The 23,100-nt window shown below is 45.3% G+C and carries 37 protein-coding genes; 5 read left to right on the plus strand and 32 right to left on the minus strand.

Going from position 1 to position 23,100, the window contains the following annotated elements:
• Window positions 1-390: 390 nt before the first annotated feature.
• A complete protein-coding gene (locus C3B52_RS33390; RefSeq protein WP_103110646.1) occupies window positions 391-933 on the minus strand; it encodes a site-specific integrase in 543 nt (180 codons plus the stop codon).
• Window positions 934-1,063: 130 nt separating this feature from the next.
• Between C3B52_RS33390 and C3B52_RS33395 the strand changes: the two genes are divergently transcribed.
• Window positions 1,064-1,213: a hypothetical protein gene (locus tag C3B52_RS33395; protein WP_373419757.1), complete on the plus strand. Its 150-nt coding sequence runs from the start codon at window positions 1,064-1,066 to the stop codon at window positions 1,211-1,213.
• Here C3B52_RS33395 and C3B52_RS37015 read toward each other — a convergent pair.
• From C3B52_RS37015 to C3B52_RS33480, 20 genes are all read right to left on the minus strand, one after another.
• Window positions 1,196-1,351, minus strand: a complete 156-nt coding sequence (locus C3B52_RS37015; protein WP_164685042.1) for a hypothetical protein — start codon at window positions 1,349-1,351, stop codon at window positions 1,196-1,198. The genes C3B52_RS33395 and C3B52_RS37015 overlap by 18 nt on opposite strands.
• Window positions 1,352-1,381: 30 nt before the next feature.
• Entirely contained in the window at window positions 1,382-1,729 is a 348-nt protein-coding gene (locus tag C3B52_RS33400; RefSeq protein ID WP_103110648.1) for a hypothetical protein, read from the minus strand.
• Window positions 1,726-2,256 (minus strand): Holliday junction resolvase RecU, encoded by a 531-nt coding sequence (locus C3B52_RS33405; protein ID WP_103110649.1) that lies wholly within the window; start codon window positions 2,254-2,256, stop codon window positions 1,726-1,728. The genes C3B52_RS33400 and C3B52_RS33405 overlap by 4 nt, the downstream gene beginning before the upstream one ends.
• Window positions 2,257-2,270: 14 nt before the next feature.
• A complete protein-coding gene (locus C3B52_RS33410) occupies window positions 2,271-2,999 on the minus strand; it encodes a Rha family transcriptional regulator (RefSeq protein WP_103110650.1) in 729 nt (242 codons plus the stop codon).
• A gap of 22 nt (window positions 3,000-3,021) precedes the next feature.
• Window positions 3,022-4,131 carry a replication protein gene (locus C3B52_RS33415; protein ID WP_103110651.1) on the minus strand — a complete coding sequence of 370 codons (1,110 nt, stop codon included), beginning with the start codon at window positions 4,129-4,131 and terminating at the stop codon, window positions 3,022-3,024.
• Window positions 4,132-4,149: 18 nt separating this feature from the next.
• Entirely contained in the window at window positions 4,150-4,512 is a 363-nt protein-coding gene (locus C3B52_RS33420; RefSeq protein ID WP_103110652.1) for an HNH endonuclease, read from the minus strand.
• Window positions 4,513-4,683: 171 nt separating this feature from the next.
• Window positions 4,684-5,391 carry an MBL fold metallo-hydrolase gene (locus C3B52_RS33430; protein ID WP_103110654.1) on the minus strand — a complete coding sequence of 236 codons (708 nt, stop codon included), beginning with the start codon at window positions 5,389-5,391 and terminating at the stop codon, window positions 4,684-4,686.
• Window positions 5,391-6,284 (minus strand): recombinase RecT, encoded by an 894-nt coding sequence (locus tag C3B52_RS33435; protein ID WP_103110655.1) that lies wholly within the window; start codon window positions 6,282-6,284, stop codon window positions 5,391-5,393. Before C3B52_RS33435 ends, C3B52_RS33430 begins: the two co-directional genes overlap by 1 nt.
• A complete protein-coding gene (locus tag C3B52_RS33440) occupies window positions 6,285-8,270 on the minus strand; it encodes an AAA family ATPase (RefSeq protein WP_103110656.1) in 1,986 nt (661 codons plus the stop codon).
• A 104-nt stretch (window positions 8,271-8,374) separates the two neighbouring features.
• Window positions 8,375-8,497 (minus strand): hypothetical protein, encoded by a 123-nt coding sequence (locus C3B52_RS37960; RefSeq protein ID WP_268811922.1) that lies wholly within the window; start codon window positions 8,495-8,497, stop codon window positions 8,375-8,377.
• 205 nt (window positions 8,498-8,702) lie between these two features.
• On the minus strand, window positions 8,703-8,942 hold the full coding sequence (locus C3B52_RS33445) for a hypothetical protein (protein ID WP_103110657.1): 240 nt from the start codon (window positions 8,940-8,942) through the stop codon (window positions 8,703-8,705).
• Window positions 8,943-9,011: 69 nt separating this feature from the next.
• Entirely contained in the window at window positions 9,012-9,152 is a 141-nt protein-coding gene (locus C3B52_RS37020) for a hypothetical protein (RefSeq protein ID WP_164685043.1), read from the minus strand.
• Entirely contained in the window at window positions 9,149-9,340 is a 192-nt protein-coding gene (locus tag C3B52_RS33450) for a hypothetical protein (RefSeq protein ID WP_103110658.1), read from the minus strand. Before C3B52_RS33450 ends, C3B52_RS37020 begins: the two co-directional genes overlap by 4 nt.
• Window positions 9,337-9,969: a helix-turn-helix domain-containing protein gene (locus C3B52_RS33455; protein ID WP_164685044.1), complete on the minus strand. Its 633-nt coding sequence runs from the start codon at window positions 9,967-9,969 to the stop codon at window positions 9,337-9,339. The genes C3B52_RS33450 and C3B52_RS33455 overlap by 4 nt, the downstream gene beginning before the upstream one ends.
• Before the next feature lie 73 nt (window positions 9,970-10,042).
• Window positions 10,043-10,282: a hypothetical protein gene (locus tag C3B52_RS33460; protein WP_103110660.1), complete on the minus strand. Its 240-nt coding sequence runs from the start codon at window positions 10,280-10,282 to the stop codon at window positions 10,043-10,045.
• A gap of 19 nt (window positions 10,283-10,301) precedes the next feature.
• A complete protein-coding gene (locus C3B52_RS33465; protein WP_103110661.1) occupies window positions 10,302-10,496 on the minus strand; it encodes a hypothetical protein in 195 nt (64 codons plus the stop codon).
• A 183-nt stretch (window positions 10,497-10,679) separates the two neighbouring features.
• Window positions 10,680-10,817: a hypothetical protein gene (locus C3B52_RS37025; protein WP_164685045.1), complete on the minus strand. Its 138-nt coding sequence runs from the start codon at window positions 10,815-10,817 to the stop codon at window positions 10,680-10,682.
• Window positions 10,818-10,838: 21 nt separating this feature from the next.
• A complete protein-coding gene (locus C3B52_RS33470) occupies window positions 10,839-11,072 on the minus strand; it encodes a helix-turn-helix domain-containing protein (RefSeq protein ID WP_164685046.1) in 234 nt (77 codons plus the stop codon).
• 5 nt (window positions 11,073-11,077) lie between these two features.
• Window positions 11,078-11,296: a helix-turn-helix transcriptional regulator gene (locus tag C3B52_RS33475; RefSeq protein ID WP_103110663.1), complete on the minus strand. Its 219-nt coding sequence runs from the start codon at window positions 11,294-11,296 to the stop codon at window positions 11,078-11,080.
• A 17-nt stretch (window positions 11,297-11,313) separates the two neighbouring features.
• On the minus strand, window positions 11,314-11,553 hold the full coding sequence (locus C3B52_RS33480; protein ID WP_103110664.1) for a helix-turn-helix domain-containing protein: 240 nt from the start codon (window positions 11,551-11,553) through the stop codon (window positions 11,314-11,316).
• 154 nt (window positions 11,554-11,707) lie between these two features.
• Between C3B52_RS33480 and C3B52_RS33485 the strand changes: the two genes are divergently transcribed.
• The 4 genes from C3B52_RS33485 (at window position 11,708) to C3B52_RS33500 (ending at window position 14,393) form a co-directional block, all read left to right on the plus strand.
• Window positions 11,708-12,076, plus strand: a complete 369-nt coding sequence (locus tag C3B52_RS33485) for a helix-turn-helix domain-containing protein (protein WP_103110665.1) — start codon at window positions 11,708-11,710, stop codon at window positions 12,074-12,076.
• Between the two features lie 166 nt (window positions 12,077-12,242).
• Complete coding sequence (locus C3B52_RS33490; protein ID WP_103110666.1) at window positions 12,243-12,875, plus strand: ImmA/IrrE family metallo-endopeptidase; 633 nt, start codon at window positions 12,243-12,245, stop codon at window positions 12,873-12,875.
• Window positions 12,872-13,222: a hypothetical protein gene (locus C3B52_RS33495; protein WP_103110667.1), complete on the plus strand. Its 351-nt coding sequence runs from the start codon at window positions 12,872-12,874 to the stop codon at window positions 13,220-13,222. Before C3B52_RS33490 ends, C3B52_RS33495 begins: the two co-directional genes overlap by 4 nt.
• 13 nt (window positions 13,223-13,235) lie before the next feature.
• Window positions 13,236-14,393 carry a site-specific integrase gene (locus C3B52_RS33500; RefSeq protein WP_103110668.1) on the plus strand — a complete coding sequence of 386 codons (1,158 nt, stop codon included), beginning with the start codon at window positions 13,236-13,238 and terminating at the stop codon, window positions 14,391-14,393.
• Between the two features lie 163 nt (window positions 14,394-14,556).
• On the opposite strand, the gene C3B52_RS37030 is transcribed toward C3B52_RS33500, so the two are convergent.
• The 11 genes from C3B52_RS37030 to C3B52_RS33550 all read right to left on the minus strand — a co-directional run bounded on the left by C3B52_RS37030 (window position 14,557) and on the right by C3B52_RS33550 (window position 22,969).
• On the minus strand, window positions 14,557-14,703 hold the full coding sequence (locus C3B52_RS37030) for a hypothetical protein (protein ID WP_164685047.1): 147 nt from the start codon (window positions 14,701-14,703) through the stop codon (window positions 14,557-14,559).
• A 13-nt stretch (window positions 14,704-14,716) separates the two neighbouring features.
• Entirely contained in the window at window positions 14,717-15,556 is an 840-nt protein-coding gene (locus tag C3B52_RS33505; RefSeq protein ID WP_103110669.1) for a hypothetical protein, read from the minus strand.
• Window positions 15,556-16,371, minus strand: coding sequence for a type II secretion system F family protein (locus tag C3B52_RS33510; RefSeq protein WP_235615943.1), 816 nt, complete (start codon window positions 16,369-16,371; stop codon window positions 15,556-15,558). Before C3B52_RS33510 ends, C3B52_RS33505 begins: the two co-directional genes overlap by 1 nt.
• 80 nt (window positions 16,372-16,451) lie before the next feature.
• Window positions 16,452-17,792: an ATPase, T2SS/T4P/T4SS family gene (locus C3B52_RS33515; protein ID WP_235615944.1), complete on the minus strand. Its 1,341-nt coding sequence runs from the start codon at window positions 17,790-17,792 to the stop codon at window positions 16,452-16,454.
• 8 nt (window positions 17,793-17,800) lie between these two features.
• Window positions 17,801-18,919, minus strand: a complete 1,119-nt coding sequence (locus C3B52_RS33520) for a hypothetical protein (protein ID WP_103110672.1) — start codon at window positions 18,917-18,919, stop codon at window positions 17,801-17,803.
• Window positions 18,916-19,704 carry an SAF domain-containing protein gene (locus tag C3B52_RS33525; RefSeq protein ID WP_103110673.1) on the minus strand — a complete coding sequence of 263 codons (789 nt, stop codon included), beginning with the start codon at window positions 19,702-19,704 and terminating at the stop codon, window positions 18,916-18,918. Before C3B52_RS33525 ends, C3B52_RS33520 begins: the two co-directional genes overlap by 4 nt.
• A complete protein-coding gene (locus tag C3B52_RS33530; protein ID WP_103110674.1) occupies window positions 19,701-20,576 on the minus strand; it encodes a hypothetical protein in 876 nt (291 codons plus the stop codon). Before C3B52_RS33530 ends, C3B52_RS33525 begins: the two co-directional genes overlap by 4 nt.
• Window positions 20,577-20,578: 2 nt before the next feature.
• Window positions 20,579-21,337 (minus strand): hypothetical protein, encoded by a 759-nt coding sequence (locus C3B52_RS33535; protein WP_103110675.1) that lies wholly within the window; start codon window positions 21,335-21,337, stop codon window positions 20,579-20,581.
• A 155-nt stretch (window positions 21,338-21,492) separates the two neighbouring features.
• Complete coding sequence (locus C3B52_RS33540) at window positions 21,493-21,771, minus strand: hypothetical protein (RefSeq protein ID WP_103110676.1); 279 nt, start codon at window positions 21,769-21,771, stop codon at window positions 21,493-21,495.
• Between the two features lie 113 nt (window positions 21,772-21,884).
• Window positions 21,885-22,502, minus strand: a complete 618-nt coding sequence (locus tag C3B52_RS33545; protein ID WP_103110677.1) for a hypothetical protein — start codon at window positions 22,500-22,502, stop codon at window positions 21,885-21,887.
• A gap of 98 nt (window positions 22,503-22,600) precedes the next feature.
• Window positions 22,601-22,969, minus strand: a complete 369-nt coding sequence (locus tag C3B52_RS33550; protein ID WP_235615945.1) for a hypothetical protein — start codon at window positions 22,967-22,969, stop codon at window positions 22,601-22,603.
• Window positions 22,970-23,100: the final 131 nt, after the last annotated feature.

Here is a 23,100-nt window from a genome sequence, read left to right on the forward strand (position 1 = left end):
GTCAGTTCATCTTCCTCTTTATTAAGAAGGTTACTAGCCATCCGATACGCTGCTGAAATTAACCCTTTCAGGTACATCCGTTTGACTTCATTCATGATTTTTAACCTCCAAATTTAACTTAATTGAGCTTGTGATATCCAACTCGTTTACGTTTACATAATCGTAAGTGTAAACGTAAACGTCTACGTATATATAAGTTTTGCCAACCTCTTTGCTTTCTGCTCTGGCTGCATTTTAGTCAAAGTAGTATTGGATTTTGGTACTTCTTTTTATGGCATCCAATCTTCCATAATGCACTGTCTTTGCCAAGCAAGCTGTTCATCACGGTCTAATGGTCTTCTGTTTAAACTCATCCTCATATACCTCTCTTTGTGGAAAGTATGTTCAAAACTACAAACTGAAATCATCAACAGCCTGATCAATCAAATCCTGTGTAATGCCAATGTATTTCAGAGTGATCGCTGGATGACTATGGTTGAAAATCAATTGAAGTGTCGCAATGTCACGTGTCCGCTGGTAAAAATGGTAACCGAAGCTTTTTCTCAGCGAATGTGTCCCGATCTCGCTGAGTCCAATTTTTCGTGCAGATCCGTTTAATATCTGGTACGCTCTAACCCTGGTAATTGGCTTTGGCCGCTTTTCAGAAGCAAACAGAAAGTCATCGTCATCCAATCCCGTGATATAGCTTTGTATCGCCTCTCTGAGCGTCTGATTGATCTTGAATCGCTTCGGCTTCCCTGTTTTCTTTTCTGTTATGACCAGATGTGTCTTGTTTTTCACGTCAGCAACTTTCAGAGGCAAAATGTCGGAGATACGTAGTCCAGTGTTGATGCCAAACGTTAGAAGAAATCCATTTCTAGCTGACTGCTTTTTCAAGAGTCCTTTAAGTGCTTCGAGTTTTTCCTTGTCGCGAATTGGCTCTACAAAGTTCATGTGAATCCTCCTTTTCTTGCTGCATCTGATTGTGCTACGCTTCCGTTAGGAGCGTGATAACGTGGAAAAGTCGTTTTACTATTCGGTTAATTGGTCCGAAATCAGCTATCTCAAAGAGGCACTTGACGCCATGGAAGTGCCTTACCTGATCGAACAGCCATCAGATAAGCTTCAACTCGCTGCTGGAGACGTTGCAGTAGTCTTCCCGGACTTACACATACGCGTCTACAACAGTGTGCGCGAGCTATTCAACGGACACGGGCTACGCTACCCTGTGTAGCCCTATTTCCTTCTCCAGCATCTCTTCCACCAATTCCTCACGGATAACTTTTCTCTGCCAAGCAAGTTGTTCCTCATTGGTCATTTTCATAGCTATTTCCTCCAGACCCTTCGTTTTAGTTTGTGTGTCGTCGCTCAACTTCCACACTCTCCCTTGCTTTTCTCTCTGTTACTGCTTTGATTGTTTCTGGTGCAGCCCCCAACGTATTTTCAAGCTGACTAGCCTTGTGCTATGGAGTCCTGGTATTTGCAGTTTCAAAATCTCGCCATCCTTCAATCCCTGTTGTTTGTAGGATAGATATTGCTCTTTCGTTATCTGTGGCACGATAGTTTGTTTAACTGCCTGGCGATTCACTCTCTTTTTCAGAATCGGTCCGTATTTGTCGAGTGCTTGCAGGCGCTCTTCCTCTGTTAGGTAATAAGTGATCACCTCACCAGACGGACTACCCTTCACGGTGTTTCGGTTCACGATCCCCTCTGCGCCAGTCACATATTCGTTTGCAGATTTTGGGTTCATGCAGCTCCCTCCCCGATCAGCTTGTCCACCAACAGGAGGTAGTCCAAGACTGCCCTTCTCGATGGCTCTACTGCATATGCATATATGTCAAAGTCCTCTTTTTGAATGCTCTTGCGCCCGCCGTTCCCAGCATGGATGAGGTAATGCCGAATGGTCGTTAGCGGCAAGAAATACACTTCACGGGTCGCGGCAAACTCGATCAGTAGGAAGCAGACTGCCCCACTCTTGTCAGCCTTCTCCAGGTGCTCAATCTGGTGCTTGCTGATGTTTGCTAAATCAAAACGTGTCCGTTCCCGGGTGCTTTTTGCCTCAAAGTAGATGGCCCGACCTCGGTACACTCCATCGTAATCAACCGTTGATTTATCCTCGAAGTATCCAGCCAATACCCGACTGCCTTTGGTCTTGGTCGCCTTGATCGGCGTTGGCCGCTTATGGATTAGTGCAATGCCAGCTCGTTCATACTGTTCATTCGTATAGTTCAAGAGGTCTTCAAAACCTTTGCCACGATTTGCCTGGCTTATTCTCATGGATACTCCCTCCCTTATGCCACCTGACGCGGTATCCAGTTGCTCACATACCCAAGCGCTGCATCCAAGTCCTTTTTGAGAATGTCAGCATAGCTACTTACTCCAAAGCGGTCCCACAGATCGCGGTAGATTTCTCGGAATAACTGTGATCGAATCTTTTGAATGTCCTCTCCGATGCCATCCCGGACCATTGTCAACTGGCGAAAAGTAACTTGTTCCGCGAGCTCCATGCCACGTTTTTGAACTGCTTTGCGCAAAATCCGCTGCTCTCGGCTGTTTAAGGTGATCTGTGTCTCAACCTTGTGGTCGATTTCCATTATCTTTTGCTCTACACTGTCCAGCCGTTCTTCATGTTCAATGGCTTGTTTGAACAATTCCAAGCGCACTCGCCGCTCATCCAGAGGTACAACGTTTGCTGCCAGTTTTTCGCGCATTCTCTTGAATTCTTGGATGAACCGGATCTTCATTTTCATAGCTTCTGGAGTCACGTACGACATTGCAATGAGAGTGAAACCATCTTCGGTCATGTTATATTTTGGATACCACTGCTTGTTCTGCTGATGTTGATAATGGGTCTGCTCAAAGTTGAGCACCCCCCACTTTTGCTCACCTGCTTCGTTTAGTTTTTCAATTTGGCTTTCGATATCCCGAAGAACATTACGGTGGTCTTTATCGAACACTTCTGCGATTGTTAGGCTATCGGTTACTGGTTGTCCATGCTGAACGAAAACTAAGTTGCTCATGATATCCCTCCCTATGGATTACTTATTTCCCGGCAGCCTTTCGCCCATTTAGGCTTGCGAGCATCTTTGCTAACTCGGGATCCTCCGCGATTGATTTTCCTTTTGTCTGGAAGGCTCCGGCTTCTTCCAGTTCCCTTTGCCTTTGAACCCCTTCGGGCAGCTTGTCCGATATAGGAACGACATTGTTCCGCCTCTTTCTTGGCTGCGGATGAATACGAGCAGGCATAGGTTGCGCATCTTTTCCGTTCCCGATCGCTCTACCGCGTTCAAGCTTTTTCCAAGCAAACGATAGGCAGTAATTAACCGATGTTATCTTGTCATTAGGATAACGTGGCTGGTACTGTTCGAATGCTTCGTCGATGGCCGATATGAGCATGTCCATTGTTCCTCCACTAAGAAGGAACGTATGGATGTTTTTAGGCTCATCCCCCTTCAAGTAATACATGCGTCCCGTTTTTGCGATCATCTTTTCTTCCACTCGTTTGAACGCTAGTTCTATTTCATTTAGTTCTAGTTCTTCTTCCAAAACAGTGTCATTGATGCCGATGCCAGTATGTATCTCGTTCGTAGAAGAAGATATTTTAAAAGATTTATTTAAAAGACTTTCTTTAGACCCCTCTTCGTCCTTAGAGCCGCAAGGGTTTGAAGAGTTATCCCCATCATATTTTTCATTGTCGTCAGTCATATTTTTTATTGATGGCGACAACGTTTCATTGTTAGGAACAATGTTTTGTAATAGGGTCGACAATAAAACGTTGATGACCTCAATGTTTTGTAAGCTACTGTTGACCAGCCTTTTCATGTGCTCGGATGATGCTTTTTTCTTTCGAGCGATAGTCCAATCATCGAAATGTTTGTTAAACATCACGATGCGATACTCCGGGAACCACTTGATTACTTGGTTTGTTTCCAAGTATTGCAACTCTTCACTCACCACATTTCGATACACGCCAACGGCCTCGAAATCAGCGTAACTGTCGTACATCCATGCCTTTTTACCACACCCCCAGCTCAGCCTTAGCAATAGATCAAGGACACTTCGCTGTCGCTTAGAAAAATCTCGCATCGCAATTTCTTCCAAAAGCGAATGGGCAATTCTCAGGTGCGGATCTGTCGGTTGTGGGCTAACCATAGCTCGTATCACCTCCTCTTATGAAGCTCCTATCCTGTATAGAGGCAGAAGCACTCTTTGCTGATAATCGACAAATGCCAGGCGTCCAGCTCGAGTGTTGTGTGCCTTCCAGTGGCATGTTCCAGACTGAGTGACTGGACCGCATGCCAGAGCTACGTTCCATGGCTCACCAGTGCCCCCTTGACTGCGGAAGATAATGTGGTGCCCCTCTAGTGTCCAAACTTGCCACAGGAACTTTTTGCATATCACGCAGCGTTCCTTATCTCGCTCCCATACCTCCTCCATCACCTCAGTGGTGATTTTGCCTCGTTCCTTTTGTTTTTTGACCCGCCGCTTATGATTTGGCTTGGGCACTTTTCGAACCTCGTCAAACATCCCCATCTTCATCGCCTCGTCTTTCAGCCAAAACTCTATGATTGTTTATTTTGATCGGCCTCCACCCCGGATGCCTGCTCCTCATGTATGCAGCCGCATATCGTTTCAAAGTCTCTGGATCAGTTAATACCCGATATATGTCTGGTAACAAAAACCAGCGCTCTTCTCTTTTCATGCCTACCTCTCCGCTACGAAAACAGGTTTTCCTGATAGTTCCTGAATCTCGCGCTTGAACTGCGCTTCATCACTGTTGTTGTCGCTCAGATGAAGTAGCCATATCTCCTGCACCTTTGAAAGATCGTTTGCACTCAGGAAATCTTTGACGTTTTCCAAACTAAAATGGGAGTTCAGTAGCCTTTTTTTCATGACGGCTGGTACACGTCCAGCTGCAATATTCTGATCCAGTATCCGCATACTGTAATTGCATTCAACCATGATGTGTGTCAGGCCAGCGAACCGATACCGGATATAATACGTATCTGTCGCAAACATCAATTTTTCGCCAGCCTGATTCGCCAGTAGGAAGCCGAGCGGTTCCGAAACATCGTGTTGTACATCGAACGGCAGGATGGTCCATGTACCGATTCTGAACTGCTGTTTGGCCGTCACCCGCTTTGCGCGGTGGCTGGATAGCCCCAGAGCATCGAGCGTGCCTTGCGAGGCATATACATCGATCCCAGCCCTCATTACTTCCTTGGCTGCCTTGATGTGATCGCCGTGTTCGTGGGTAATCAAGCAGCCAGCAATCTGAGCGGTTTGGTAGTTCAAAGCCCGCTGGATATCTTTGAATCGGATACCCGCCTCCAGCAGCAAGGCGGTATGTCCGTCAGTGATGTAATAGGCGTTTCCGGCGCTGCTGGATCCGAGTGGATTGATCTGTATCATCAGAATCCTGGTCCTTTATCGTCAAAGTTTAATTCTTGTTGCGCTTCGGCATTGGTGTTTGTCTGACGAGATTCTGGAGACTGTGACTGCTCCGTCGCTGTATGAATTACTTCCGCATCTATATCGATGACCTCTTGGTTTGCGTTCTCGGCGATCTCCGCCGCCACCTCGGCCTCGACAATCACTTCATCTTGCCGATTGAAGTGTCGCATTACCAGGCTACTATCATCTGAACTGTTCAAATAAATCTTGCATGTCCGGTTGACAATCGTCTTTTTAGCCATTTCTTGCGGAAATTCTTGATGCGTACTTCCTTCCTTTTCAGGATTTTGCTTGGACTTCTTCCACGCTTGCCGTATCTCGTCCATTGTCATAATTTCTGTAAAGTCCCGTTCATCATCCAAAATGACCGTGCAGTACGCTGCCACGATTTCCCCGCCGTTAATACTTGCTATCGTTTGTTTATGTTTCGTGATTTTCTTTCGGCCACGACTGATTTCAAACTCAAATTCGTCTCCTTCGTACACTACTTCGGGAAAAATGTCTTTTGCGCCGGTGACTCGTTTGGTTACCGCCATCGTGCCAAAGTAGCTCCGTTGGAAAGTGAGTTGCTTGCCATAAGCGATAAAATAGCCTTGTTTCTTTGCTGGATTGAGCCCTTGTACGACCATATCCAACAACGAGTTTGCGATGCTATCTTTCGTGCAGACCTGCAACACAGGTCGCTTCTCTCGGTCTAATGTGTTTTGCAATATGAGCCAAGCACTTTTCATCGCATTTTCCGGGCTGTAGTTGGCGGGGAAGTGAATCTCCCCGCGCTCTTGAAACTCTCTAACCCTGGCGGCCACAACATCAACCGTGTCTTTTTTGACCAGAGCCAACTGGTTACTCATCTACACCGCCTCCTTCATGTCCCGTTTCGGGGCCTCAACCCGCAACTGCTTGTCCTTTTCGCTTACAATGAGACGAACTTGCTGCCCAGTTGTCTCGATGAGGTTCGTAACGGCCTCTGCGTTATCAACAAAAATTGGTGCTGTGATTCCGTAGTGTTCAGATAACGTGTTGATAATATCCAGACCGACATTGATTCGTGCAGCGTTGTTCAACCCACCAGAATACGGAACGCCATTGAAAGTGGTCTCGCAAACTTCTGCCAGCCCCCCGTTGATTTGCTGTTCGAAGAGTTTGAATCGAGCAAACCTGAACCGGCTGTTGATTTTCTCTTCCAACAGGTTGACCTTGGAACGGATAAATTCTTCTGTGAGGAACAGCTCCTGCTCCAGTCTTTCGTATTCAGCAGCCAGTTCTCTTTCTCGTGTAGCCAGCTCTTCAATCCGCTGCTCAGAGGCCTGAACCTGATCAAACTTTACTTTCTCTTGCTCCAGCGCTTCGACTCGGTATCTCAGGCTTGCAAGCTCTTCCCGCACCTTCACCGCAGCTTCCTGAGAAGATGTTCGGAGGTGAGCGATCTCCTCTTTTACTATCTCCGCTTCCTGCTTCTTGGCAACGAATTGTGGATAGCTGTCCATATCCTCAATGCCAGTTTGCAGTGCGTTCACCTCAGATTCGACGACTTGGATTTCCTTTTCTTTCGTAGACGCTTGTTGTTCCAAAGACTCAATCTCACCAGCCAGCACAGCATTCTCCTGTTCCAACCGCTTCGCTTCATCTGCCGCGGCTTTACCTTTTACTGTGATCTGCTCCAACCGCTCTGCTCTGCGCCGATTGAAGTCGGCCTGCGCTTTCTGATGAGCCATTTGAATTTGTTCCTCTGGCAGGGGTTGGCCGCACGTTGGGCAATTTTCGTCGTGATGGTGTTCCAGCGTTTCACCGCTAACCTCGTGCCATTGTTGCCGCAGTCTACTTGCATCTTCCTGCGCGCTACTGATGCGTTGGTTGTTACGATCAACTGCCCAACGTTTGTCACTAATTTGTCGCTTCAAGTCGCCGTGCTGACCTATAAAATTTGCTGTTTCCTGCCTCTTGTCAGTCAGTTTTTTCAGTATTCCAGCCTGCAACTCATTTTTCATTTGCAAAAGTTCGGCTTCAATCTCTCGCAGTCGCTTTTCCTTGACCACTACTTCGCCGCCGGAACGGATGCGAAATTCCTCTGCTTCTTTCCCTTCGATCTGCATCCTTAAGGTGAAAGTGCTCTCTTCGATATCACGTTCATCCAGACCGCTGGTATCAGGCATCGCACGTTGAACCTCGTCGATTCGTACCGGGATTTTATCCAATTCTTTGTTGATTTCCGCTCGGCGCGCGGCGATAACCTTTCTGTGATCCTCCAAACTGCGTCCGCTCAAGATGCCCGGAAGCTTCGCCAACCCCTTGTTGCTGGCGATTACATCATCATCTGACACGTCACCGCACACTTGCAGGAGAAGCTTGCGCCGATCCTGCCACTTCAATTGCTCATTGAAAAAGGTCGGGCTTGTCAGGAGTTTGAAGACATCCTCGCTGACGATTTGGTCTACTTGTTCCTTGTACTCGTTCATCTTCATAGGCACACCGTCGACAAAGTAATCTGTCGTGTGCCCTGTGAATTCTGCTGTCGCCGAACCGCGCTTCTTCGTCCATTTTTCTGAGTAGACCTTGCGCAATGTCTTCTTGCTACCATCAATCAAAAGCGTTGCCTCAACCTCATGTTCCAAGCCACGAAGGACATTTCCGCGAGTATCCAGTGTTTTGAGCTGGAAGTCCTTCTTGTTTTGGCTGTCCTTGTCAAAAAGCAACCAGGTAAAGGCATCAAACAAGGTGGTCTTTCCAACTGCATTGTCTCCATAGATGTCTACGTTTCCTTGAGAATCTAAGGTAAAATCACGAACTCCTTTAAAATTTCGCAAGGTAAGAGTTACCAGTTTGATTTGCTTTGTCATGCTTATCCCTCCTATTGATTTGTGGAGGTCGATCAGCTACGATGGAAGTACGATTCCCAATCGAGCTTTATCGACCAAGACCTAGCGTTGCAGCGCTGGGTCTTTTACTTGTTTTCCTCACAATCTTCGCAAGTTCTTGGGTACCCAGGCTCTTCGAAATCATCCATATAGGCACCACACACTTGGCACAGCAGCCCCGACAGCATCATGTCAGTTACTTCCCCCACTCTTTTACCCCCTTTCGTTTAGTCACGAGGCTGCCGCGCCCCAACCTCTACGCGGCCGTTACAGCTCCTTGACTGCGCCACGACTTCTTGCCTCGCTTATGTACGACCTGTCATCAGTTTCCCGATCCGCTTGCGCGGTCGTCAGTGTCGGGAGGTCATCTCCGACAGACTGAGGCTTTGTGCCCCAGTTTCGACTATTTGAGCGTCATGCTATGTTGCGTTCGTGCGTCAGTTCCTCCTCCAACGCTGCTATTTCACGAATACGCCACTCTATCTCATGGGCCAAATCTCGCTTGTGAACGTCCAATTCCTCACGCAGTCGTTTCAGCCGCACATATTCCACATCAACCGCACGCCAATCATCATCAGCTTGACGATATGCTTCCTCAGCGTTATTGAGTTCTCGTTGTAATTCTTCTATCTGAGATGCCACTGATTTTTTCATGGGCTTGTCCTCCTGTTGTAGCTGTGATAAGCTACAATTAATTGAGTATTTTCTTCTCCGAAGCCACTGTTAGCCGCAGATGGCTTCTTTTATTTCCATTTTTTTCATCATCTCCACCATTTCGCCAACTGTAATCACCTTTCGCCCGAGCGGATGATCTCCATCACAAACTAGTTCAATAACTCCTTGGGCCGTTGTCGTGTCCTTCATGCTCTTTCCTCCTTTAGATCCGCTTTAAAATGCAGCAACCTTGCCCTATAGTTCTCGTTTTGCTCATCTGTCGTTGTATGCCGCTTTGCGATCTCTGGCAGTAGAAGTCCGGTCATGGCAGCATCGTAAGCGTATGTCCTCTCCAGAACCTCCAAAACTCGGTTGTTCCAATCCTTCTTCAGATTCATAGAAGCGTCCCTCCTGCAAAAAACAAATCCTGTCGTTCTCTACGCATTAATTCACGTGGATCACTTACGATGATCTCTTGTGCCCGAGCTTCTACCAGCCAATTCTCTTGGTGCACGACCGGATTAATTCCGTACCGCTCGTCCATCAAGATATGTACATCGTCGCCAGCTTGGAATATGTCCTCTATTTGTTTGCCAAGATGGGTCAAGGTTCGTTCGTCTGAGCTCGTCAGAGACTGCCAAGGTCGTCTGCTACGCTCCCATTCAATCGTTTCTTTTGCAGCCTCCAGGACGTCCTCACACTGCTTGATCAGGTTGTATAAGGTGCCTGTTAAGCTGACCATTAGCCTTGGATCGGTTGGTGGTGGAGCATCACCATACATATGCTTTAACATCCGAATCGCTCGGTGATTAGCGCATGTTCTCACAAAATCCTCTGCATCTTCGCGGGACGGGGTTGCCCGACCATTGATCACATCTGATACCCACCTAGCCGACCTCCCAATATGCTTGCCAAGAGATTCGTACGTCATCTGTTCGCCTGTTCTTTGGTTACGGAACGCGTATTCGCAGATATCGCTTATCCGTGACCGCGAGTAGAGCGAAACCGTGGTGCTGCTGTTCCCCATGTGTTCTCCTCTTTTCTATTTGATTGTCGTTGTACAATGAACGTAGCTCATCTTCCAGACTCCCCCTCGTTGCTCACGATGGGGCGTTCTTTTTATCAACGAGGCTTTTCGCGTCAAGCAAAGCTTTCAACCTGATCAAGTACTCTTCCGCAGATACAAATCGGTAGTTTTCGAGACCGCGAGGAGCGATAGCTTTCAGTGAAGTTAAAAAATAAAGTTTGGTTGAAATTTCATCATCAGAAAACTCATCAAAGGCGCTTTCGTAGCGTTCTAACCATTCTCGATAGTGTGTTTCACGTTCTTCTATCGTCATGAATTACACAGCCTTTCTATTACGGAGTACCGTCCTTTCGTTTATTAAGCAGATTGAAGATCACGTTCTCCTGGATCAACACGCTGTGTTGGAGTTGGTCAGCCTGTTCTTTCAGCTCAGGTGCAGCCTTTTTCACTTCGTAGCAGTAGTTGACCAGTGCTTGCTTTAGCTGATCCGCGGTCTTTACATAGCCTTGATAACGCATAATAGACATTTGTTTCACCTCGCTTCTGTCACACAACTGCATGCAGCGTCGAGTCGTGGCAGTGACCCCATCTGACCTTATTTCACCCTTACCTGATGAATTTGGTGGAATGTATTATGGCGCGGCTCGTATCATCGCTCGCTCCTGCTCTTCGGCGCTCTATGCAGTTGTGTGGATGCTTTCGTACAGGGTTTATTGCTTCACCAGCAGGAAGGTATAACGACCATTGTGTTTCTCAATGTCGTACAGCGCCCAGCCTTCCTGTAGCATGTCGTTTGCTTCTTTGGCGCTGTTGGTTTCATACAGGCCGTTTATGTCTGAGAAGTTCATGTATGCCTCCTTACTCGTGGATTAGGCTATTACCTTGACCCCGTATTCACTTTCAAACCAGTTGAGCAGCGCTACTTTTGCCACTCGCAAGATCGGCCGTTTTTCTGAACCGATGTTCATAACCGGGAATCCTTTCCTCCGAGCCATTTCATAGGCGTATTTGCGATCTACCCGGAGAATCTGGGCGACCTCGTCCATCTTGAGAAGTGGCGGAAACATTTCGAGGTCAAGTGGATCTAGCTGCTGTTTTGCCAAGGTGTTCACTCCTTTCGTTTGGGCCATTCAAGTTCTAAGAACGCATAGGTGACATCAACTCCAAGGGCCCGGAAGAATTCTGCGAATGTTGTGTGGATGGGATCGTATGGTCTGTTGGCTTCGAATTTTTGTACGACTTTTACCGAGACGTCTGCTTTGGCTGCTAGTTGTTGTTGCGTTAAGCCCAGCTCCTTGCGGCGGTTACGAACGTAATCGGAAGCCATCAATTCGGATCACCCTTTCAGGCCGGTTGTTTGATTGGCGTTTTGCCAACAATCTCTTCAAAAAAAACTTTCAAATCAACACCTAGCGCATCTGCAAAGGCAGGAAGTAGTTCAGCTCTAATTGCTCTAGAGTTTTTTTCATACTTACAGAGTGTAGATGGGCTGATGCCAACCTTTTTGGCTACAAACCTTGCAGTAATCCCCTTTTCAATCCTAATACTTTTTATCTTTTCGCCAAGGTTTGCTGCACGTTTCATCAAAGTCACTCCTTTCTTTTTATTGGCGTATTGCCAACCTTATGGTTATATATTACATTGGCGATTTGCCAATGTCAACACATTAATTGGCTTATTGCCAACTTTTATTTCCATATCGTCAACATAGGCTATAATTATCCTAGAGGTGGAGTATATGAAAGACTCGAAAAAGTTATTGGGAGAACGGTTGAAAGCCGCCCGTGAGAAGATGGGCCTAAAACAAAATAGAGTCGCTCTATCTTTGGGCATACATAACAGCACATTAGCAAAGTACGAATCTGGTGAGCGCGAAGTTGACCTGGACACTTTAAATAAATTGGCTGAGATATACGAAGTCAAAGTAGACTATTTAATTACTGGCCGCACCTATGCCCCCTCCCCTTCCGAAAAAAAGGACAAGCCAGATCCTCTCTCGAACACCTTCTTCCGCGAGTGGGACAAGGCCGATGAGGATAAAAAGAAAAGAACCTTGGACTTTATCCGGTTCCTTAATCAGCAGGATGATGAAGGAACCAATAAATAACAAAAGACACGCATCATGAACCATTAGCGTGTCTTTTGTTAAATTACACCATTCAAAATATTTACGGTTATACAAATTGCTAGGAGGTTTCTCTTTGATCGGCCCATTCGGGCTTTTATTTTCACCCTGTGATACGAACATATATTCTTGAAATGGAGTGTTGCATATGCTGCAATGGAACTACTATCAGCCAACAGAACTAGAAAAAGATATCGCCGCACTCTATCGATCGATCGGCATTGGAAATCCGGAGGATATTGATCCAGAACTCATCTCAGCCAGACTAAACATAAAACTTCTGTACAAAGATGACATCGTGCCGTTTTTTCACGAAAACAACAGAGGAAGATTCATTGGATTGGACAAAAGGCTCCCTGCTTCACAGCAGCACATTGACTTCTTTCACGAACTCGGTCATCTCATTCGTGGACACGATGGCGACCAATCCACACTGCCGTTCCTGTTCCGTGAACTCCAGGAAGAACAGGTGGAACATTTTATCAAATATGCCCTCATGCCCTATTACATGATAAAGCAGTTGAAAGTACCAGAGTATGAAAGGGATTTTCCGTATGTTATTGCATCTACCTTCAATGTTCAGCTTGATCTTGCAAAAGAGCGTTGGGAGCAAATTAAGCGGAGAATCAGTACTGGAAAATGGGAACAGGAATGTATAGAACGTGAACGTAGCCGATACCGCAAAACAAGTCCAGCTAATTGGTGCCCGGAGGCTAAGGCAATGTTTCGATTGGCTATTGACGGAAAAATGAAAAAAGGACAAGGAGTGATTATTCGATGAAAATTCGAGTTTTCCATGATTATCATGAGGACAAATTGGTTCCGCTAAAATATTTGATTAGCTTCAAGAAGGGCGAGTTGCCTTGGGATCGAGAAAAGATATTCGTCTCTATTTCTGCACCTTTTGAGCCACTTGGCATGGAGGATTTTTTCCCAGACTCGTTGGCTCTTACTGTCACCCAAGGTGACATGATTTTGAGTGCTGACAAGCCCGGTAAATTTGGAATTTACCTACCTTCATTAAGACAACGTGCAACCGAAGGAGGTGTTGACTACTGGGACGTGGAGAATTTCATTATCCAGGTGGTGGATCTGGAAGAATTACTACAGATGAGTATATTTGTTTAGGAGGGATTCGTTTATGAAAGGGCACGTCAGGAAGCGCGGGGACAAATGGTGCTTCGTAGTGGAATTGCCTCGTGACGAGGTTACAGGGAAGCGCCGCCAAAAGTGGTTTTCAGGGTTCAACACCAAAAAAGAAGCACAGCAACTTATGATCGAGAAGTTACGGGAGATCCAGACGGGTCTCCTCGTTGATACCACCGATATGACTATCACTGAATACATGAATTATTGGCTGGAAAACTACGCCAAGACTTCGACACGTCATACAACGTACAGTGTCTATGAGCAAAGGGCAAATCGCTATGTAATACCGTCAATCGGTCGTTTAAAACTAAAAGACCTCAAGGCGATGCACCTTCAAAAAATGTACGCTGACCTCTTGAAAAACGGAGCGACATACCGCACTGGAGGCATCTCACCTATCACGATTCGGCACATCCATGGCATGATTCATCGGGCTTTGGAAAACGCTGTTCGCTGGCAGATCGTTCCGCGTAACGTAGCGCAAATGGTTGAACTGCCGCGAGTAGAAAAGAAAGAAACGGTTGTATTGACCAAGGAACAGGTGCAAAAGCTTGTTGAGGCAGCCAAAGGGCATGAACTATACATTCCGATCCTACTTGCTGTAACAACTGGAATGCGCTATGCCGAGATATTCGGACTTCCATGGAAGGATATTGACCTTGAGAAACGGACGATCCACGTTCGCCAACAGATCGTGAGGACAAAGGGGGAGTATCGACTTACAGAACCAAAAACAAAAAGCAGTGAACGCATCATTTCGCTTTCCGAGAGCTTGGTATCTCCGCTTCGTCGCCATAAAGCAGACCAAGCACAGCAAAAACTACTCATTGGGGCTTCGTACAATCACGACAACTTAGTATGCTGCAGACCGGGAGACGGGCTACCATACTCTGCTACGCCCGTACGAAGAAAATACAATTTGCTGCTTGAAAAGGCTGGACTGCCACCAGTTCGTATACATGATCTTCGGCATACCGTTGCGACTCTTCTTCTGGAACAAGGGGTTCATCCAAAAGTGGTGTCCGAATTACTCGGCCATGCAAACATTGGGATCACTCTTGATCGTTACAGTCACATTTCTATGACCATGCAAAAAGAGGCGGTTGACTCATTGGAGGCGGCCATTTTCACCTCAAAAAACGCACTTTAGTTAAGTAAAGGTTAGCAATCCGTTTGCAAAGACTACCCTACCCACCTTATAAACCGCGTGATATCAACGTTTTTAGAATTGCGATTCAAAATGAAAAACATTTTTGACATTTACGCCACTCTCCTCTTCTACTATTTTAATCTGCTTTGCTGAGGTTACTTCTTCAAGGAATCGCTTGATCTATCCAACTAACCGCACGATCTCGTAATCCCCCGTCCTTAACTACTGAGCTATTGATATTTGAAAGACTGGATACGATGATGCCCAAAGAGAATACAATGCACATGATGATCGACAAGAGCTTGGTCATGAGCAGCTCCTCCTCAGGTTAGATATTTATCGAGAATTTCAGTCAGCAGCTTGTACCATGGAAACATGGCAACCAACAGCCCCATGTAAAAGGCCGGGTATACAATTACACTGTAGCCAATTCCTAACGATTTGATTTTTTTCCGATGACGAAACATTCTCCGATGATCGACGGCCCACTCCATCCGCTGCATGGTTACACTGATTTGCCCTTCACTGAGCTGTTCAACCGTGCGCATACTCGAAACAAGAATCACGCCATCGTCAACTCCCATTTTGCGTTTAAAGCTCTCCAGCGCCTCATCAGGGTCTTTATTCCATTCGGATAATGTAGGGACATATTCTTTCAGCTTCCGTGTTGGGCGTGCTGCCTTTACCATAGCGCTATATATAGGTACCTGATTTTCCAAAAGCGTAACGTAGCGGTTGATAAATCGAGCTATGTCGGTACTTAGCATATCTTCTCGATGGCCAGCCCACATTTTCAAGCCGATATAAGGCAGCATGAAGCTACCAGCCGACGCTAAACACATTGAAATAAGAGGAAACGACTCGACTCGACTTACCACGACCCAAAGCAGAATCAGAATGCAGACCCCACTACCACTGACGACCTGGAGAAAAACCCACTCAGCCTTTCCCCATCCAAACGGCCTCCCCGCTCGAGATAACAGTTGATCCCACTGCTCATCCTCATCTGCTTTTAAAGACTGCTCCCATTTTCTCCACCATACTCCCGATACAAACAGCTTTGGCTTTGATAAGCGGGCTATGTACTTGCCTATCACAAACGAAGCTATAAAAACAAAGAGTGTACCTAATCCCATATACGTGTACATAACTATTAATGGCATTAGCGATACCTCCTTCCCCAAATAAACGCAAGCAAGATAGAAAAGGACCATACCGTGACAGCAAGCGCCAATATAGCCTGTCCATCAGGCGTGTAAAAATAGAGTCGATACGAATCTTGGAGAAGACTTTGGTTGTAGGGGATTAGACAAATACATATAGCTATGACGATCAGCAGGCTAATCCAGATCGAATGTATCTCACTATCGCGTTCTTCTTTTTCATCCTGTTGAACAAACATTTCATTGGTAAGCCTGTTAAGCGGGGATTGGATGTCTTCTGTCTCTCCCTCTAAACCACTGGCAATATACGTTGCAAAATCAAAAGCCCATGGATGATCCAGTCGTTCTGCAAATTTTTCAATTGCTGTTACTGGATTGCCACCATCCGTTAAACTGTTGTTCAAGAGCAAAAGATCGGGGAGCAATTCTTTCGGGCATTCATCGATCATGTCCCGAAAGGTCAGAATGATATTTTTCCGGCTGTTGTAATATCGCGCAAACAACTCTACAAACCGACAAAATGAACTTATCTTCTTATTAATGCGAACGGTGTAACGAGCGTAAAGCAACAGAGATGGAAAAAGTATAAATAATAGAAACAGGGACATAGAAACAATTAGATTTCCTAACAATACGCCTGATACAAAACCACCCACGCCCCCTATTAGCGATAGAAGCAAATGCGCTTCAGGCGTACCCCCTGCAATTTGGCACCAGCGATCATATCTTTCGTATATCAAGCGCCTGGTAGAATCTTTGAGGAATTTTTCTCTCCAGACAGTAACCGTTTTTGGAAAGAAAACACGTGGAGTCAACCAGCCTCTATACAGATGCAGCCCAAGGAACAAAAAACCAATAAAGATACATAGAAACATGGGAATGAGCAGCACGTACATCATATTTGCCTACCTATGTCCGTGAGTCGTAATTCTTTCAACACATCGATTTCTGCTTTGCCGATGTAGCACATATATTCAATCAGCTGTGGGCTGATTTTCTTCCCAGTCCATTCATATGCACCGGTCTGCATGTTGCGGCTAACTAACGGTATAGAGTCGACTCGCTTAAAGGTTTCATTCCATTCTGTAACATGAATTGCATCAATGAATCGATGACCGTTATTGCGGTAAGTGAGAGAATTGACAAAATTAACTGCTCTGCTGATTCTCTCCTGGGTCAACTCTACACTTCTTCCTCCGTACTGATATACAAGATCGGTAAGGTCCTGCAACGCTTTATGTGGAAATCGCTCGTGCATTGCCCCGATCGTTGCGTCTGTTCCTCTTATGCCTGCATTAATAAAATGGTAGGCTTCGATAGGCTCCCTGATTTCCCCGATTAGAATGGTATTGGCAGTAGATCGGTACATGTCTTTAAAGCAGTGAGCAAGCTCAATTCCGATCTCTTCAACGTTTTGCAGTTCAATAACTTCCCCAGGCCAAAAATCCCCAAGTCGCATCTCGTGTTCACTTTCAAATATGGTTACGTACTCCGTAAGCGGGTCTTTTAGCTTTAACATGCACAGCATCAATGTTGTCTTACCCGCCGCCATAGGTCCTATGACCAGAACATTCCCTCTTCCAAATACTTGTTGCTCTAATAGCCATTGAACACCTTGATCAAAAGTAGGCTGCTGTTGGGTCCTCAGGTTATCCAATGAAAAAGACGGAGTAGTAAAGCGTCTTACAAGAATAGTTGGCACTCTGGAATACGGAAACGTAAACATGGTCAATCTCGCCTTTAATGCGTCTAAGTAGCCACTCAAACGTGGTTTTTTCTCATTAAAGGAAAGCCCTGCAGCGTTCGTAAGCTTTTGTTGGAGAGTCTCGACTTCTTTCCAAGAAGGGATGTATGGCAGAAACTTTTTTACCCCTTGCTCCAAATAAGCTACCTTTTTATTTGCGGAAATTCGTACTTCTTCTACCCATGGTGAAAGATGTAAAACTGCATCTAATATTCCCCAACCGTACGTCGAAAAGGCCAGGCCTTCATATCCGTTGACGTGTGGCAGAATCTCTTCGGTAATTGGGCGCTTAATGACTTCCTCAAAGTAGTGCTGCAGCCGCAAAATAATGTGATTATGGCTGTCGCGGTCTCCTTGCTCTGCTAAGGACAATATCCTTTGCATCTCGATTTTTTCGTCTTTGTTTGTCCCAAAATGGTTGAGATAATCTCTTGCAGCCTGCTTAATATCCTCAACTGTTTGCAAGCTTGATGCGGTCCACTGTGGTTCCATAACTTTCATCAGCTCGACACCGCTTTCCTGACTCGGTACTCAGCTTTAACAATCTCTCTTAGACTGCTGATGTACAATTTGGGTGGAAAAAACTCCTCGACCAGAACACTATTGCTTCGCTGGGATTCCATCAGTCTACTCTCCGAAATACGGGGTACGATTCCATATAGAGCGATGTCCTCACCGATTCGGTACGGTTGTCGTTGATCCAAATGGCTCAACATTACCTCACACTGCACTCCCTTTCCCCTCCAGGATCGAATCCACTCATTTGAACTTTCTATACTGAATGGATCTGCTCGAACAAACAGAAGGTTGCGATCAGCTGTAAACAATAGGCGTTGCATAGCCTCCGTCTCCGGGAAGCAGTAACCCCAGTCAATATATACGTAGTCAAATTGCATGCGGAAAGCCGCAATTATATTCGTAATTTCCCAGCTCTTCCACAAGCTCGCTGCATGCGCATAGTACAGATTCGGTCTATGGATGCTTTGTTTGCAGATACTTCTCCAATTTCGTTTAGCTGCCGTGTGTACGTCCAAAAAATCAGGTCGAAAGAGTGCTAGCTGGTTATGCTGTAGTTTAAAAAATCTTGTCAAATCTGGTTTTGCACGGTTCATATCAAGAACAACAATAGATTTATCAGGGTGTTGCTTAGCTAATAAGATCGGGTAATTAATGCAGAATGTAGTGATACCAGCAGCCCCATAGCTCAAAAGGGAGTATACAAGTCCCTCGCTTTTTCTTTCCCAATGGCCGACAGCCTCTTCAATAAAACCGAGAATCAGACTAATTTGACTCCGAATCTCCTCTTGTGACAGCTGCGCAGAAAGCACATAGATGCCCTCTAACAGCAGTTCCTCTATCACTTGTTTGATAATCGACTCATCCTTGTATAGCGGAACAATAATTAGTGGTACTTGTTTTGGTAAGGACGATCTGACTGACGGGAGCCATACCCAAGCTGGTGTGGTAAACATTTCGGAGAAAATTACCGCTGAATCAGGCTGATAAAGATAGACCAGTCTTTGAAAATCTTCGGAAGACTCAGCCACCAAAGCCTCAGAAGAAGCGGGCATATATGTTTTCACTAACGACTTCATCGGATAGCACACTAAAATTTTCATGAAGCTTGCTCCTTTGAAACCATGATATGACCGACCTGCAAAACGCCATAGGTCATTGCCTCATTAAGGATTACATACTGCTGATCAGTTAGATTAAAACCAATAAATGCTGGTAGAGCCGTTGGCTGTACTCTATAGTCTCTATATCGTTTTTCACTATTTAATAGTGGCTTTTGACGTGAACCATTAAAAACAACGTCCATCTGGTCAGGCGAGGGAAGTAGGCTGGGCTTTAGTGTATAAATTTCGATGCCGTTACTATCTCTTACGCTAGCCAATTGACTTTCAAATAAGAGCTCGGCTGTGTCATTTGTCTTTTTGAATTGCAATGGATCGGGGTAATCTTGTAGCTCGTGAATCGTTTTATATTTCACCCAGATTTTTACGTGATCTCCTTTACGCAATTCTGTTAACGGTTGGATTGCCAATAACGGAAACTCATATCTCGCCTGTCCCTTTTCCGGCAGTAGCTGAGAGTCGGTCAATTTTTTGGTAAGCAATTGCTCTCCTTCATAGATGCTTTGAGTACTGCGTTTTCCTAAAACGCTCTCAAGATCACGGGCAGAGTCAGGCAAAATTTCATCTATTTCCTCCTGTACAAGTACAACATCATCTTGCGTAATCGGTTCAAACGGGGATATTTCTTTGCCCGGAGCTACCTTTACTACTGGAGCAAATAATCGTTCGGCTGGCATCACATCTATATACTGAGTTGCTGCGTAGAAGGATGAACCTGCCAACAGAAAAGATATCAAGCAGATTAAAAACAACGTTTGCTTTTTCATAACATCCTTCCTTTGTATGCATGAATCAATGATTGAAACTCGCTTTCCTCTTCAGGGAAGGCTTCTAGCAACAAATTTCCCTTAGAGTGGGCGATCGCCGTCCTCTCCCCGTCTATCAGTGGGATCATGCACTCTACTTTTGAGGCGGTATACTCGCTATTCCAAAGTGAAAGTGTTCCCTCCACTTTTTTCAATACGTGGGACTTGGACAGCTGATTGTTCCACTTGTTTGCAATCAATCTGATTTTGCCCTTTTGACTCGTCCACCAAGTAGGTGCCGTTTCCGTTAGAAATAATCGAGTAAGGCGTGCAAGATCGGCATCAATCACTACCCATATTTCATCTGCCATTTCGAAAATTTTCCTAGCTTCGTCTTCTTTCCAACAAGAAGAAATATCAATAACCACTATCGGACTATCCTTACTCACTTTAAGAAGCCAACTTGCTATGTCTGTACTGGAAGGTTTCTGCTGAAGATTCAAAGGGGATTCCATCTGGATGCGAAGATGATTATTTTGCATGAGGAGCAGTGATGTGGAATGATTCACTCGCTGATGAGTTCTGCGCTCATAATCAAGTGCAAAGTAAAAGTAGGACATCATATTGGGAAGTTCACAAAGAGTAACAGGTACACCTTTTCCTGCCCAAGCGTATGCGATATTCCCGGCAACAAAACTTGCGCCAGCCTGAGAATATATACTCGTGACAGCAATGCATTTTCGAGTAAATGTCTCTAATTGTTCTGCTAACTGAGGCAATGCTAGTTTTTCCTTGAGCGTCTTCCATTGCCGTTCTTCCTCACCAGTGGGAATAAACTCCTTCTGTTCAAGGTCACGGAATCGGGAGACAAATTGATTCACTTTATGATACATAGCTATCCCACTTGGAAATCGGTGGTTTTGTTTTTACTTACAAGATAATTCTTGAACTTCTCGACCATCTCACGAATGGTGAGAGACTTTCGATGATAGTAGTAGATTTTCCGTAATCGCTCACGTTCCTGAGAGGTCATCTCTGGCTTTACGTTCGTCGCCAGTTCAATTAATAAGGCCAGCTCTACATTGTTTGGTCTGCCCCGTCTTGGTGGATTTGCAAACAATTGCTGCTGTTTTTTATCAAATGCATTGGGATATTCTAAAAGCCACATATCAACCAATGATTCTATATCTTCCTGAGATCTGACCCCCAGCTTCATCAAATACTTAAAATACGTTGGTAGAGAGCGTTCGCGTAGTAGTCCGTTTTTCCATCGAGCGATAAATCCACTCGGGATCGTCAGAAGCTTTGTAACGTCACGAATGAGGGAGATTCGATTTTGTGATTGATACAAGACAATAGCTTCCTTCACAAGCGTAAACAGGATGTCATGGTAGTTCGCATCATTGGATTCGCAGCCATACTGGATGATATACCACTCTTCCACCGCCTTATCAAAGTCTCTTCGGCAATTGGTGAGCTGAAGCTGGTCCAGATGCTCGTAGAAATCTTCTATATCATGTCGGGCCATAAATTCTTCTTGGTATTTCCCGAAAACAAACACGATAAATGATTCCTTTAACTCCTGTAATGAAACAAGTCTGTTTGTCTCTTCATAGCAGCGGTTGACTAATTCGATCGCATTATTCGCCAACACTTCTCATCTCTCCCATATTTTTACATTTATTTATATTAATAGACATTTTGCTACATCTTTCGCCACTCGTCAAATCTTTTTTGTTTTTATTTTATTCTTCTTTATTTTTTTAAAATGATCACCTTACACGCATCCGTGTAAGGCGATCGTGAGAATTACTCTGCCACGAAATAGAGCTCTTCTCCAGTTGCGAATAGAAGTGCAATCCTTCCTCCGCGCTCCATGACGGTAGGAGCATTCTCCATTACAATAACCCCGTCATTGAGTACTACTCTGTTTCCAAACCGATGTACAGACTCGATTTGGAAATTCCCTTCAGGCAATCTTTCCACTGAAAGATTACTGCCGGGCTTGTGCTTCTGGTAGCGGACCGTCCGCCCAAGAAGCTGCTCCATAAATACAGAGCACTGCTGGTGAGCCTCCACTGTTGCCATGCGCAACGCCTCCTTCTTCTCTCACCTGGTAGAGTACGGCCGTTTCATGTGCTTATAAGCCAATGAAACTATTACTACCGTAAAAAAAGACAGTGGGGTGTTGCAAATATTTTTCAACTGTCTTCCCAGAAGGCTGGATTGCTTAATTCCGGATAGATTTCCGTCACCATATCGAATGGAGAAAAATATAAGGTGTCTACTAAGATTTTTAACTTATACTTTTTTAAAAGGCTGTATGCACGCTCTGTCTTGCCAAATATTTTTGGCAGCTCGTAAAGATCAGGAAGCTTCATCAGATGGTGGCACATATAATCGACACATATTCTCGCCCGTTCTTCTCCCTTGATGCTTTGAAAATACAATGGGGGAAAATGACGACGAATACCGGCCAAGACCTCCTGATAAACCCAAAGAACACGCTGCTCCTCTGGAAGACGTGGCAAATACGGGTAAGCAAATTCGACAAAATAATAGACATCATCTGACTTGGCCTCAATCGGCGGCTCTATATACTCCCTTACTAGATGCAGCTTCAACTGCTTGATATCCTGAATGCTCAATTCCCGCCGCGCTTGCTCAGGTGTCCATCTTTTCACATGTTCAATCGCATAGCGAACCACTAGTTGCACTTTTTGCTTGCGGTACTGCGCATCTTCAAACTCGTACGGGGAAAATCGTTTCTGATCTCCGCTGAGAATGCGTTTGTACCGTTCTACTATTTTTGACGGCACTGCTTCCTCACTCCTATAACCATTTTTGGAATATAATACAAATTTACCACAATGGTTTAGGACAAAAATAACAGTGCGCCGTTTGACCTCACGTGACTTTACTCATAAATCCCAGACTGTGAGACTCGTCCAACATTAACATCAAGGTCACCCCACAATATAGGAAGGCTTCTACTTGCCTCTACTCGCACATGATAAATGCCTTGACGGTACAAATACGATTTTTCTCCCTTTTGATGGATCGCATGTGCTTCCCCACCCTCACGTGCTAACGCCGACCTGTTGAACCGCCATAGAATATCCGCCTCTTCACGCGCTCCTCTTATAATGTCAGCCTCATTTTGTACGGCTTCCTCTGTTGTGGCAAACAGTCTTGTCTGTTTTTCTCCCTCAGAGTCAACGTACTCCCACTTTCCAGCAGCACGAGCCCCTTTCGAAACGAGATCTGCAGTATGCTGTGTTTTCATTTCCAATAAATCACCTTGCTCTAAAAAAAGAAGAAGAGAAAGTAGACCTCCCAAGCAAAAGAGGAAAAAAATCGTGGTTATCATTACAGCTCCACGTTCTTCTCTCAATCGCTGCTTGCAGTGATGATAAA

It is taken from the genome of Brevibacillus reuszeri (genome assembly GCF_002897295.1).
Taxonomy (GTDB): domain Bacteria; phylum Bacillota; class Bacilli; order Brevibacillales; family Brevibacillaceae; genus Brevibacillus; species Brevibacillus reuszeri_A.